At 58.8% G+C, this 12312-nt stretch carries 13 protein-coding genes; 4 read left to right on the top strand and 9 right to left on the bottom strand.

Annotated features, from left to right (window positions below):
• Positions 1–64: 64 nt before the first annotated feature.
• The 8 genes from JAO77_RS17115 to JAO77_RS17150 form a co-directional block, all read right to left on the bottom strand.
• Positions 65–910: a phytoene/squalene synthase family protein gene (locus JAO77_RS17115; RefSeq protein WP_198991628.1), complete on the bottom strand. Its 846-nt coding sequence runs from the start codon at positions 908–910 to the stop codon at positions 65–67.
• 101 nt (positions 911–1011) lie between these two features.
• Positions 1012–2481, bottom strand: coding sequence for a bifunctional phytoene desaturase/3,4-desaturase (gene crtID, locus JAO77_RS17120; RefSeq protein WP_198991629.1), 1470 nt, complete (start codon positions 2479–2481; stop codon positions 1012–1014).
• A gap of 159 nt (positions 2482–2640) precedes the next feature.
• Positions 2641–3201: an RNA polymerase sigma factor gene (locus tag JAO77_RS17125; RefSeq protein ID WP_198991630.1), complete on the bottom strand. Its 561-nt coding sequence runs from the start codon at positions 3199–3201 to the stop codon at positions 2641–2643.
• A gap of 154 nt (positions 3202–3355) precedes the next feature.
• The gene (locus JAO77_RS17130) at positions 3356–4276 is read right to left on the bottom strand and encodes a MerR family transcriptional regulator (protein ID WP_198991631.1); all 921 of its coding nucleotides are present in this window, start codon (positions 4274–4276) and stop codon (positions 3356–3358) included.
• A gap of 184 nt (positions 4277–4460) precedes the next feature.
• Entirely contained in the window at positions 4461–4928 is a 468-nt protein-coding gene (locus JAO77_RS17135) for a sterol desaturase family protein (RefSeq protein ID WP_198991632.1), read from the bottom strand.
• Positions 4929–5022: 94 nt separating this feature from the next.
• On the bottom strand, positions 5023–5829 hold the full coding sequence (locus JAO77_RS17140) for an enoyl-CoA hydratase/isomerase family protein (RefSeq protein ID WP_198991633.1): 807 nt from the start codon (positions 5827–5829) through the stop codon (positions 5023–5025).
• Between the two features lie 125 nt (positions 5830–5954).
• Positions 5955–8246 carry a ComEC/Rec2 family competence protein gene (locus tag JAO77_RS17145; RefSeq protein ID WP_198991634.1) on the bottom strand — a complete coding sequence of 764 codons (2292 nt, stop codon included), beginning with the start codon at positions 8244–8246 and terminating at the stop codon, positions 5955–5957.
• 42 nt (positions 8247–8288) lie between these two features.
• Positions 8289–8723 carry a GNAT family N-acetyltransferase gene (locus JAO77_RS17150; protein ID WP_198991635.1) on the bottom strand — a complete coding sequence of 145 codons (435 nt, stop codon included), beginning with the start codon at positions 8721–8723 and terminating at the stop codon, positions 8289–8291.
• 100 nt (positions 8724–8823) lie between these two features.
• Here JAO77_RS17150 and JAO77_RS17155 point away from each other — a divergent pair, with 100 nt between their 5' ends.
• The 4 genes from JAO77_RS17155 to JAO77_RS17170 all read left to right on the top strand — a co-directional run bounded on the left by JAO77_RS17155 (position 8824) and on the right by JAO77_RS17170 (position 11066).
• Positions 8824–9732, top strand: a complete 909-nt coding sequence (locus tag JAO77_RS17155; protein ID WP_198991636.1) for a helix-turn-helix domain-containing protein — start codon at positions 8824–8826, stop codon at positions 9730–9732.
• A 105-nt stretch (positions 9733–9837) separates the two neighbouring features.
• Positions 9838–10278, top strand: coding sequence for a DUF6010 family protein (locus JAO77_RS17160; protein ID WP_198991637.1), 441 nt, complete (start codon positions 9838–9840; stop codon positions 10276–10278).
• An 82-nt stretch (positions 10279–10360) separates the two neighbouring features.
• Positions 10361–10738 carry a hypothetical protein gene (locus JAO77_RS17165; protein WP_213019419.1) on the top strand — a complete coding sequence of 126 codons (378 nt, stop codon included), beginning with the start codon at positions 10361–10363 and terminating at the stop codon, positions 10736–10738.
• Positions 10739–10772: 34 nt separating this feature from the next.
• Positions 10773–11066: a DUF3817 domain-containing protein gene (locus JAO77_RS17170; RefSeq protein WP_198991639.1), complete on the top strand. Its 294-nt coding sequence runs from the start codon at positions 10773–10775 to the stop codon at positions 11064–11066.
• A 74-nt stretch (positions 11067–11140) separates the two neighbouring features.
• On the opposite strand, the gene JAO77_RS17175 is transcribed toward JAO77_RS17170, so the two are convergent.
• Positions 11141–12265: a PhoH family protein gene (locus JAO77_RS17175; protein ID WP_198991640.1), complete on the bottom strand. Its 1125-nt coding sequence runs from the start codon at positions 12263–12265 to the stop codon at positions 11141–11143.
• Between the last annotated feature and the right edge of the window lie 47 nt (positions 12266–12312).

Consider the following 12312-nt stretch of genomic DNA (forward strand, 5'->3'; position numbering starts at 1 on the left):
AGTAAGGTTCGGCAACGAGCTGGGATACACGCTTTTTTTAGTACTGCTGAGGTAGACCTAGCTGCTACCCCACCAGCCGCAGCCGATAGCGCAGCCATGAGCCAAGTAGCAGCAGCAGCTTGGTATTGTCGGGCAGGCGCACGCGCTCGGCCAGTACCTGGGCCGCCGGTGCCTGCCGCAGCTTGTAAAAGAGCTTGAGGTAATACACGTAGGCCAGGTGCACCCCTAGGCGCGCCGAGCGCGGCAGCTGCTGAATACCCACGTAGGCTGCTTCAAAGTCGGCCCTGATGTCGGCCTCTATCGTGCGCTTGGCCTCGTTGTCGAACTGCTCATAGCGCAGCCCCGGAAAGTATACGCGCCCGCGGTCTTCGTAGTCCGAGCGGATATCGCGCAGAAAGTTAACCTTTTGAAAGGCGGCTCCTAGGCGCCGGGCGGGCTCGCGCAGCTGCTCAAACCGAGCCGGCTCTTGGTGGCAAAACACGCGCAGACACATCAGGCCCACCACTTCGGCCGAGCCATAGATGTACTTCTCGTACAGCTCCTGGCGGTAGTTGCGGTCTTCCAGGTCCATCTCCATACTGCGCAAAAACGCATCAATGAACTCGTGGTCAATATTATACTCATTCACGGCCCACTGGAAGGCGTGCAGCACAGGGTTCAGGCTGAAGCCAGCGGCAATGGCCGCATAAGTATCTTGTTCAAACGTGGCTAGTAGCGCCGCTTTGTCGTGGCTGTGGAAGGTATCCACTATCTCATCGGCCCAGCGCACAAAGCCGTAAATTGCATAGATAGCCCGATGCAACTCCTTATCCAAGGTGCGGATACCTAAGGAGAAAGACGTGCTATAGCGCCGCGTAATAAGCTGGGCACACGCTAGGCTGGTGTCAGTAAACAGCTGTTCGTGGTTCACGGATGAGGACTAAATATGCCGCCAAAAGTACAAGAACGGCTATATTCTCGCTACTTACTTTGCTTGCGGGCCAATGGTTCTGGTTATTGTCGACCTAGGAGCTACTTAATTTCTTTCAGTACCTCGCCCGCCACTACCTGCCCCGATATAAGCGAAGGCGGCACGCCCGGCCCCGGCACTGTGAGCTGGCCCGTAAAATACAGGTTGCTCACCTTCTTACTCTTGAGCGTCGGCTTTAGAATAGCCGTCTGCTTCAGGGTATTAGCCAAGCCGTAGGCATTGCCTTTGAAGGAATGGTAATCGGCCACAAAATCGCGGTGGGCGTAGCTGCGCTTATACACCACGTGCTCCCGAATAGAATGGCCGCAGTGCTTTTCGAGCCGGTCCATCAGCAGGTGATAGTATTTCTCGCGCGTGGCCTCAGGGTCATCAAGGTCAGGCGCTACTGGAATAAGCAGGAATAAGTTTTCCTGGCCAACAGGCGCCACGGTGGGGTCGGTTTTGCTGGGCACCGAGGCGTAGAACAGCGGCCGGCTGGGCCACTGCGGTGCCTCGTATATCTCGTGGGCGTGCTGCGCAAAGTCCTCGTCAAAGAAGAGATTGTGGTGCAGCAAGTTATTCAGCTTGCGGTCTACACCTAGGTAAAACAGCAGCGAGGACGGGGCCATCGTGCGCGAGTCCCAGTACGCCGGCGAGTAATGCCGGTATTCTGGGGCCAGCACTTGCTGCTCGATGTGCTGATAGTCGGCCCCGGCCACAACTGCATCGGCCTGCCAAAAACTCGTGGCCGTGCGCACGCCGGTAGTGCGGCCCTGGGCCACCACTATCTCCTGCACCTCTTGGTTATACTCGATTTTCACACCCAGCTCTTCGGCCAGCGCCACCATGCCGCGCACTATCTGGTGCATGCCGCCCTTGGGGTACCAGGTACCTAGGGCCAAATCGGCGTAGTTCATGAGCGAGTACAGCGCTGGCGTATTCTCAGGCGTGGCGCCTAGGAACAAGACCGGAAACTCGATGAGCTTGAGCAGCTTGGGGTGGCTAAAGAACTTACGGGCGTGCTTGGCCATGCTTTGTAGTAGGTCGAGCCGCACGGCACCCTTCACTATTTCCCAGTCCACAAACTCCAGCACCGAGCGGCTGGGCAGGTGCACAAATTTGTTGATGCCCACCTCGTACTTATACGCTGCCTGGGCCAGAAACTCATCTAGCCGCGCCGCGCTGCCGGGCTCTAGCTCCTCAAACAACTGCCGTAGCTGCGGCATACCCGCCGGGATACCTAGGGTGTCCTTGTCGCCAAAAATGACCTGGTACGATGGGTCGAGGCGCACGAGCTCGTAGTAGTCCGACACTTTTTTACCGAACTGCCCAAAGTAATCTTCAAACACGCCTGGCATCCAGTACCAGCTCGGGCCCATGTCAAACGTAAACCCGTCGGCCTCAAATACCCGGGCCCGGCCGCCCGGCCCCGCGTTTTTTTCGAGCAACGTGACCTGCCACCCGGCCCGGGCCAGAAAAGAGGCTGCCGACAAACCGGCAAATCCGGCACCTATTACTATCGCCTGAGGCACTTGTTAATGATTAATGGTTAGTTATCAATGATTAATTACCGGCTATGAGCATGTTAGAAATCAATCACTAACAATTAACCCTTAATCATTAAAGAAAGAGCCGCGCCTCCCGAACTGGCGGAAGGCGCGGCTCTCTACAACGCAAAACGCGCTGGCAAGTTAGTCTTGGTCCGGCTCATCGGCGATGGCAGCTCCGGCGCGGTCGGCCCCGGCGGGGGCATACACGTGCAGGGCAGCTTTCAGGTCCTTGCGGGCGATGTGAATCCGGTTTTTGACGGTACCAATCGGAATTTGCAGCTTTTCCGCAATCTCTAGGTACTTATACCCAATGTAATACATCATGAACGGCGTGCGGTAGTCCGAGCCTAGGCTGGCAATGGCCTCGTTGATGTCACGCACCACAAAATCGGTCGTTGCCCCGTTATGGGTGATGTAGTTCTCGTCGGTGTTGAAGTACTGGAAATACTCAGTCGAATCGATGTTCGAGCTGCGCTTGGTAATCTTATTATAGTTGTTAATGAAGGTGTTGCGCATGATGGTGTACAACCATGCCTTCAAATTGGTACCAGCCTTAAACTTATCCTTGTTAAGCAACGCCTTGAGGAGGGTTTCCTGGACTAAGTCCTTGGCATCGTCGGCGTCGCGGGTGAGGTTCATCGCCACGGGGCGGAGCGATGAAGATATTTTCTGCACTTGGGAAGTGAATTCCAGAGAAGTCATATTGTTGAAGGGTTCGTAGCAGAATCTTAAACAAAGGTAGACCACAAGTGAGAAAAACGGCTCGATAGCGGCAGTTTTTTTTAGAATACCTGCGCCAACTCGCGTAGCCCCGCCCGCTTACGCAAACTAGAGACGCCTAGGCCGTAGTCATGCTTTACTTTTCTGTTACCTCCACCTCAACTACTTGATTTATAACAGGAATTAAATTTCTAAATTCGTGTAGGCACGCCATTGGCAGGCAGCCTTCGGGCAGCTTTTTGGCCTGCACAGCCTGGGTGCCAAATAGTAATAAGGTGGCTTCGGGGCACTGTTTGCGCAGCTCGTCGGCGTAGCTGGCTAGCTGGCCGCGCGCGGGTGTAGTAGTGAGCACCGTAGCCAGCACAGTGGGCTGAAAAGTGCGCGCCGCGGCTATAATATCGGGCAGCGGCAAGTTGGGCCCTAGGTATAGTACCTGCTGGCCGCGGGCCCGCAGCGCATAGTTCATAAAGAGCAGGGCTAGCTCCTGCCACTCGCCTTCAGGCAAGAACAGCAGCCAGCGCGGCGCATCGGCCTGGCTAAGTGGAATGAGCGGCAGGGCATCGGCCGAAGCCATTAGCTCTTGGCGCAGCAGCTGCGCCACCAGGCGCTCTTGGGCCACGCTCAGCGAGCCCTCCTTCCACGACACGCTCAGGCGCTGCAGCAGCGGGTAGCCTAGGCGCAACAAGGCATCTTCGGGGCCAAGCTGCTCGATGGCTTCGTCGAATAGCCGGTGCAGATGCGGCTCGTCGAGGTCAAGCGTAGCGCCCAGCATGGCATTGAGACGTGCAAAATCGGCGGGCTGCACTTCGTTGCAAAGCGACAAGGCAGCGGTTTGGCACTCCTCTTCGCTTAGGCGCACCACCTGCGATATGCGTTGCCCACGCGCGCACAGCGCGGCCACGTTGAGCAGGCGGCGTAGGTCGGCCTCACCGTATGTACGGATATTGGTGCTAGTACGGCTGGGATTCAACAGATTATAGCGTTGCTCCCAGATGCGAATAGTATGAGCCTTGACTCCGGAGAGCTGCTCTAAATCGCTGATAGAATAACGAGCCACGGGATTAAGAGAGTAATGAGATAGCTAAAATTTTCCGTCGAGCAGCCAATAATCGAGCCACGGACAGAAAAGACCTAGGTAATAAGTCGATGATTGGATAGGATATAAACTAGTAGATTGTGTCAAATTGAATAAGCCACTACCCTAGTAAATGTTTTCGGAGCGAGGGCTGCCAGGCGGGGGATTACTGCGCCCGCCGGGCGGCTTGCTGCCGCGCCAGCCGCAGGTATTTGGGTGATACCCAGAGCAGGCCAAACTCCTGGGAGTGGTCGCGGCCCTGGGTTTTGTGGTGCACTTTATGGGCCATGTTAAGGGCGCGCAGATACACATTATCCGTCTTTTTCCAGAAGGGCAGCCGGCCGTGAATCAGACCATCGTGCACGAAAAAATACACGGTGCCATATGCCGCAATGCCTACCCCGACCCAAAACCACCACCGGTCGCCATTGCCACCAGTGATGAACAGCACGGCTGAGATGGCACCGTAAATGGCAAAGAACCAGTCGTTGCGCTCGAAGGGCCGGGGGCTGGGCCGCACGTGGTGCGAGCGGTGCAGCACCCACAGTGGCCCATGCTGCACGTATTTGTGCATGAACCACGCCCAAAACTCCATGAAGGCGAAGGTACCGAGAACGATAAGTAGATTAGCCATTAGCGGTTAGCTGCTGGCTGTTTGCTTTTCTGCCCAGTGCCGCTTCCGAAAAAGCGACTAGCGAACGGCCAAAAGCCAACAGCTAAAAAAATAACTACCAGTCTATCTTCTCTTTGTTCAGAAACGCAGCGATGCCCCGGCGATAATCGTCGGCAGCACGGGCGTCGGCGTTGCGCTCGGCGGCGTAGCGGAGGCCATCTTCGAGGCTGAGGGCAGGCAAGTGAGCCAGTAGCTCTTTAGTCATTTCCATGCTGCTGCCCGAGTTTTCGCGCACCAAGCGCAGCGCGTACTCGCGCACGGCGTCGGCCAGCTCGTCTTGCTCTACTAAGAAGGTAATCAAGCCATAGTCAAGCGCTTGTTGAGCCGTGAAAACGTCGCCGCTGAGCAGCAACTGCTTGGCGCGGGTTTCGCCGAGGCGACGCACCAGAAATACGCTCACGATGGCCGGCAGGAAACCGATTTTTACTTCCGTGAAGCCAAACTTGGCCTCGGGCACGGCGAACGTGAAATCACAGAGCGCGGCCAAGCCGCAGCCGCCCGCTAGGGCGTGGCCCTGCACCTGCCCTATTACTACTTTCTTGAGGGTATAAATCTGGTGAAACAGCTGCATAAGGTGCGTGCTGTCAGCCAGGTTTTCCTGGTAGCTATTAGCCTGTAGCTCTTGCAGATACTTGATGTCGGCACCAGCGCAGAATACCTCGCCGCTAGCGCGCAAGATGATAACCTTAACGTCGTCGTCGGCTTCAGCGGTTTCGAAAGCTTGCTTCAGCTCAGTCACCACGTCGGCGCTGAGGGCATTGCGCTTGGCGGGGCGGTTGAGCGTGATGTACGCCAGGCGGCCATCGACTTCATACTGCAAAAAGCGCAGTGCCAGTAGCTCTTGGGTCGGATAATTTTCCATAATAATAAGTACGACGAAAGTTAATAAGCAGATGATAAGCGCAAACTCAGCCATGCGCAATATACACGCCAACGCGCCTACACCTACCCTAGGGCAATTGGCCCGGTGGAAGTTCCTGAGCAAGTTCAGCGCGTGAGCGTCAAGGCGTAGCTAAAGGCGCCCTGCTCGTTCACGTCCCACGTGCGGAAGCCCACCGCTCGCAGGGCCGCGTCTTGGCGGGCAATGTACCAGCGCTGGCACGAAGAATCGAATACTACCTGCGCCCGCGGGCCAAAATGCGCGGCTAGCCCATCGGGATACACGCGGGCGTTGCGGCGCAGCACCACAATATCGGCGGGCACCAGCGGCGCGGCGCCCGCGGCCAGTCGCCGGAGTCGGCCACTTACAAATGCTATGCGCAGGCCGCGCCAGCTGGCCAGCACTACCGGCGCCGGTGGGCAGCGCTTGGTCGAATCGGCATTGGACGGGGCGCCTACTAGCCGCGTAGGCACAGCCGCCCCTTGCCAACCCACGCAGTAGCGTGGCTGACGCACGCGGCGCAGTATCAAGCTGGGCTTGAGACGGTAGGTGCGCTCGGTTTCGGAGAGCGGCAGCGAATCAGCCATTACAAACTCGGGTGCGGCGCCTTGCCAGAACCCCACCACCGAGCGCCGCGGAATGCTGTACACCACAAACTCGCGCACGGGCGCTACCTCGGCAGCTTCGGCCACCCGGCTGCCAGCATACAGCGCCAGCAGGGCCAGCGCACCGCCCACCCAAGCTAGCCGCCGCGTGGCAAAAAATGCGCACGTGGCTCCTATGAGCAGAAAGATGAGCAACGTCTGGGTTTGGTTGAGGTGCACGCCGCCCACCACTGCTCCGGGCAGCAGCTGGCCCACGAGAAAAATGTATTTGTTGAACGCCCAGATAAGGCTTTGGAATACCCAGCCCACAGCTCTAGGTGCCCAGTCGAGCGCCGGCAGCCATAAAGCGGGCAAGGCCACGAGCCCTTTCACCAGCAGCAGCACCACGCCCACGTACACCGCGATGCTCGAAATAGGCACCGCGATGAGATTGGACAGCAGAAAGTTGAAGGGGAACTGGTGGAAATAATACAGCCCCAGCGGGAAGGTGGCGATTTGCGCCGCGATGGATAGCGCCGTGAGTTGCCAGGCCGCGTCGGCGAGCCATGCGCCCGCGCGCCCTAGGCGCTGCCGGGCTGTGCTGTGCCAGCTGCGCTGGTAGTCGAGCACCCAGTTGCGCACATCGAGCCAGCGCACGATGCGCGGCTGCAAGTACACAATGCTGACTACCGCCAGAAAGGAGAGCTGAAACCCGACGTCACAGAGCAGGTAGGGATTATAGAGGAGCAAGCAGCAGGCCGCGGCGCTGAGGGTGTTGAACAAACTGCTTTGGCGTTCCCAGGCCTGGCCCACTATCACGAGGGTAAACATGACGGTGGCGCGCAGCACCGACGCCGACAGGCCCGTCAGAAAGGCGTAGCTCCAGATGAGGGCCAGCCCTAGGCCCGCCGTGAGCAGGCGCTGCCGCAGCGCCGAGCTACCCAGCGGCAGCCGTGCCAGTAGCCACTGCAACGCCGCAAACAGTAGCCCCACTTGCAAGCCCGACACCGCCATGATGTGCGTGGTACCAGTATTGGCGTAGGCTTGCTTGGTAGCCGTGTCGATGTCATCGCGAAAGCCCAGCACCAAAGCGGTACCTAGGGCATACTCGGGCGGACTTTTGACGTAGCGCCGAAACACGCCATCGAGCACGGCTGCTGCACGCTGGCTGAGCGCTACCAGGGCGCTCAGCGGTGCCTGGCCTAGTACCCGGTATTGGCCCTGGTGCACAAACTGCGCGTGGTAAACTTGGTGGTACCGCAGGTAGCGGCGGTAGTCAAACTCGCCTAGGTTGGCGGGGCCTTTGCTCGGTTCGGGCGCGCCCTGCACCAGCCATACCTCGCCGTAGCGCGGGGCGAGCACGGGGGCGGCGGTTTCGTGGCGCGGCAGGCTTATGCGAATGCCGCCTGTGGCGGCTTGCCAGCGCCCCGCCACCCGCACGGCCTGTACCCGCAGCGTGGTGGCAAAGGTGTTGGCGCGCACTACGGGCGCCTCATCCACGGTGGCGCGGTAGTACTCTATGCGCGACGCAAAGTGCCCTAGGTGGTCGGCGCGGCGGCTTTCGGTGGCGCCTTGCACACGGGCAAAGCCCAGCGCGGCCACCGCCAGCAGGCCAAGCAAGCCTGCCGCATCGGTGGCCCCAGGCGTGGGCTGGCGCTGGCTCCAGTACCACAGCAGCAAGTAGGCGCCCACCAGCCCCACCGCCCACGGCGCGGCGCTGCCGGCCCAGCCTTGCCCTAGGTAGAGGTAGACCGCAATGCCTAGCATAAAGGCCAGCGCCACGCGCAAGAAGGGAGCCGACGACCAGTTAATCATAAAGTGAGCCGTGTAAACAGCTCCGCAATATAACTGCCTGGATTAGCCTAACACCATCTTATAGTGCTGGATATCGCACTCCTCAAACATGTCGCCCACCTTCCGGAAGCCGGTGCGCTCGTAGAGCGGAATGGCGCGCAGCTGCGCGTGCAGGTACACCTGGGCCGCGTCGGGCGCCTCAGCGCGCACATCGGCTAGCACGGCTTGTACCAGCGCGGCGCCTACGCCCTGGTTACGAAACTCGTCGAGCACGGCGAAGCGCTCTAGCTTCACGCCCTTGTCGGTAGGGCGCCAGCGGGCGGCGCCCGCGGGCTGGCCGTCTACCCGAACTAGGTAGTGGCGGGTGGTGGCTTGGCGGTCGTGCTGGTCGTATTCGTCGTCGGCGGGCACGCCTTGTCCTTGCACAAACACTTTTTCGCGGATGGTGAAGGCGGCGTCGAGGTCGCGCAGGTCAGATACTTTGCTGGCAGTAGTCATGGATAGAAACGATAGAGAGTTACCTAGGACGCAAATATCCGGGCTGGGCCGCGCACCTAGGTAGTAGGCCCCCTAGGTGCCCCGCACTATTTTGCTCGCTATGAACGACGCTTCGCCCATTCCACTGCACCAGCCACAGTCGTTTATTCCGACCTTTTTTGAGCCCGACCCAGCTTTACAAAGCTTGCTTAGTGGCCATCCCGAGCAGTTTTTCATCTTGCGCGTCGAAGACATGTACCGCCACCTGCACGGGCCGGTGCCGCCCGTGCGCTCGCTGGCGCACAGCGCGTTGTTTATCACTTCGGGCGAGGCGCGCATGAGTATTGGCTACGACCACTACGTGGCGCGAACCAATGACTTGCTACTAGTGCCCGCCGGCCAAATCTATTCTTTCCGCCCCGACGATGTGAACACGGGCTACCTGCTGCACGTGCACCCCGACCTAGTGCTTGGCGCCGGGGCCGGTGAGTTTGAGTTTTTGACGGGCTGGGGCCAGCCGCTTATTCACTTCGGCACGGCCGAAGCAGGGTTTGTCCAAGTGCTGCTGCAGCGGCTGCTGGCGGCTTATGAGCAAGCTGGCCTAGGTGCCCTGCCCCTGTTGCGAGCATATTTAGCCGCTTTGCTCACCGAAGCTAACTACGCCTACCGGCCGCTGGCGAGCATTGGTGTTTCGGCAGCATCTACGCTGGCGCACGCTTTTAAGCAGCTGCTAAGCCAACATATTCGGCAGTTGCACCGCGTGGCAGCGTATGCTGAGTTATTGCACGTAACACCCAATCACCTCAACAAAGCGGTAAAAGCCGTCACCGGTAAGTCACCCACTACCTGGATTGACGAGGCGCTGGTACTAGAAGCCAAGTCACTGCTGTTTCAAACCGCACTGCCCGTAGCCGAAGTAGCGGCCCTGGTGGGCATAGCTGATGCCTCGTATTTCAGCCGCCTGTTCAAGAAGGTAGAAGGACACCCGCCGAGCGCCCTACGGCGGCCGGCAGCTAAGGCCAGTTCCTGAGCCTGATTGATTGAAACGTCCTAGTATCGGCTTGCTTCATCCTAGCCAGTATGGTGGGGCCAGCGGGACCTTTGTCGCAGCTTTTTCCCCTTGATTTGCTGCCTCATGCTTCTATCCCTCACGCCAGCATTTGCTTGGCAAGATGCGCTGACTGCCACCCTGGTTTTTCTGATTTTCTGTCTGCTGGCTTCGCTGCTGGCAGAGCCACGCCGCCAGCAGGCCATGGCCATCTTGGTGGCGGGCGCCAGCGGCGTTTACTTCAACGGCGGCCTAGGTGCTTGGGAATACGCCTTTGCGGGGGTAGTGCTGCTAGTGGCTTATGGCGGGCTGCGCTCTTACGCGTGGCTGGGCATGGGCTGGCTGCTTCATACTGGCTGGGATGTGCTGCATCACTTTTATGGCACGCCCATTATCACATTCGTACCGCTGTCGTCGGCCCAGTGCGCGCTATGCGATGCGCTGATTGCCGGCTGGTTTTTTGGCGGGGCACCTTCTGTGTATGCGGTAGCTGCCCGGCTAGCAAAGTGGCCGGCTCCTCAGCGCTAAGCCTCCGCACGATGTACTTTTTCATTCTTACGCTGCCTCCTGGAACCGCTGGGCCGTGCTGCTGGCACTGCTCATATCCCTAGTGTTTGCTTACCGCGGCTGGCTAGGGGCTCTCCCCTACAGGCGGGCCGACCGCTTGGCGGGCAGTGTGCTCACCGGGCTGTTGCATCTGCAGCTTCTGCTGGGTTTCACGCTGTACTTCGGCCTCAGCCCCTGGACCAAAATGGCCGCTACCAACCGCTCGGCGGCCTGGCACGACCCCACGATGCGCTTTTGGTCTGTCACGCACATCAGCCTAATGCTTACGGCTATCGTGGTGGCCCAAATTGGCCAGAGCATTGCCAAGCGCGCGGCTACCGACGCGGCGCGGCACCGCTGGGCCGCCTTGAGCTACTCGGTGGCGGCTGGGCTACTCCTACTAGGAATCCCGTTTGCCTCGCGGCCGTGGTTTCGGGTTTAATTTTACGCTCAGTTTATAAAACAATTTATTAGCAATGAATCTATTACTCTCTGCCCTAGGTCGCCTGCGGCTCATCAGTATTCTGGAAGGCCTTTCGCTGCTGGTGCTGCTGGGTGTGGCCATGCCTCTAAAGTACCTGGCCGGGCAGCCGCTGGCGGTGCGCTGGGTGGGCATGGCGCACGGTATTCTGTTTGTGTCCTACGTGTTGCTACTGGTGCAAAATGCTATTGAACTGCGCTGGTCCGTGCGCAAAATTGGCTTGGCCCTGTTGCTATCGGTGGTGCCGTTTGGGGCTTTTTATGCTGAGCGCCACTTGTTTCAGGATTAGTGACCGGTAGCTGAGAAGCTGCTGCAAAAACATACAAAAAAGCCCCGGCCGAGTTGGCCGGGGCTTTTTCTTATTTACAGCGCCTGCTCGTGGTTCACGGGTAGTTCGGACTCGGGCAGGTCGTAGTTGCGGTCGTCGGGGTGGCGGCGGTCGCGGTAGCCGTTGCCTGCGCGGTCACCCCGCTCGTTACGGTCGCGGTCGTAGCCTTCGCGGCGGCGCTGCTTGTTTTCGGCGTCACGGCGCTGCTCAGCCACATCAAACTTGTCGTAGGCCTGCACGATTTCTTTTACCAAGCGGTGGCGCACTACGTCGTCGGCATTCATTTCGACAAAGCCGATGCCGGGCACATCGCGCAGAATATCAAGCGCCTGCATCAGGCCCGATTTCTGGCGGGTGGGTAGGTCAATTTGGCTACGGTCGCCGTTGACCATCACCTTGGCCGAGGGGCCCATGCGGGTCAAAAACATCTTAATCTGGCTCGGCGTGGTGTTTTGGGCCTCGTCGAGCAGTACAAAGGCATTGTTGAGCGTGCGGCCGCGCATGTAGGCCAGCGGGGCGATTTCGATAATCTTGTTTTCCTGGTAAAATTTCAGCTTTTCGGCCGGAATCATATCTTCCAGGGCGTCGTAGATGGGGCGCAGATAGGGGTCTACCTTCTCTTTCATGTCGCCAGGCAAGAAGCCTAGGCTTTCGCCCGCCTCTACTACGGGGCGCGAGATGATAATTTTCTTAACTTCTTTATTCTTAAGCGCTCGCACGGCCAGCGCCACCGAAATGTACGTTTTGCCGGTGCCCGCCGGGCCCAGCGTGAAGGTAAGGTCGTGCTTCATCACGGCGTCTACCAGCTTCTGCTGGTTAGGCGTTTTGGCCTTAATAACGCCGCCCTTAGCTCCAAACAGGATAACGTCGGGCGAAGCAGCGAGCACGCGGCCTTCGGCTTCTTCCGAAGTAGCCGAGAGGTGCAAGTTCACGTCGCGGTCCGTCACGACCCCGTATTGATGGTAGTGCTCAATGAGTGAGCTCAGGATGTCGTTGACCCGCGTGATGGCCTCGGCTGGGCCTTGCACTTTGATTTCATTGCCGCGCGACACGATTTTGGAGCCCGGAAAGGCGGCCGCAATGCGACGAATATTCTGATTGTCAGCCCCTAGGAAATCGACCAGGGAGACATTTTCGAGGGTGATGACTTTTTCGACCAAGCGCGTAAAGCAGGGGGATAAGGAAAGAGAAAGGCAACCAACGTTGG

Origin of the sequence: Hymenobacter sp. BT559 (genome assembly GCF_016427535.1) — a bacterium.
Taxonomy (GTDB): domain Bacteria; phylum Bacteroidota; class Bacteroidia; order Cytophagales; family Hymenobacteraceae; genus Hymenobacter.

Bases quoted from the DNA above. Each gene is read 5' to 3' on its own strand.
- JAO77_RS17125 (WP_198991630.1), bottom strand. From the start codon at position 3,201: ATGACTTCTCTGGAATTCACTTCCCAAGTGCAGAAAATATCTTCATCG.
- JAO77_RS17135 (WP_198991632.1), bottom strand. From the start codon at position 4,928: ATGGCTAATCTACTTATCGTTCTCGGTACCTTCGCCTTCATGGAGTTT.
- JAO77_RS17140 (WP_198991633.1), bottom strand. From the start codon at position 5,829: ATGGAAAATTATCCGACCCAAGAGCTACTGGCACTGCGCTTTTTGCAG.
- JAO77_RS17145 (WP_198991634.1), bottom strand. From the start codon at position 8,246: ATGATTAACTGGTCGTCGGCTCCCTTCTTGCGCGTGGCGCTGGCCTTT.
- JAO77_RS17150 (WP_198991635.1), bottom strand. From the start codon at position 8,723: ATGACTACTGCCAGCAAAGTATCTGACCTGCGCGACCTCGACGCCGCC.
- JAO77_RS17155 (WP_198991636.1), top strand. From the start codon at position 8,824: ATGAACGACGCTTCGCCCATTCCACTGCACCAGCCACAGTCGTTTATT.
- JAO77_RS17160 (WP_198991637.1), top strand. From the start codon at position 9,838: ATGCTTCTATCCCTCACGCCAGCATTTGCTTGGCAAGATGCGCTGACT.
- JAO77_RS17170 (WP_198991639.1), top strand. From the start codon at position 10,773: ATGAATCTATTACTCTCTGCCCTAGGTCGCCTGCGGCTCATCAGTATT.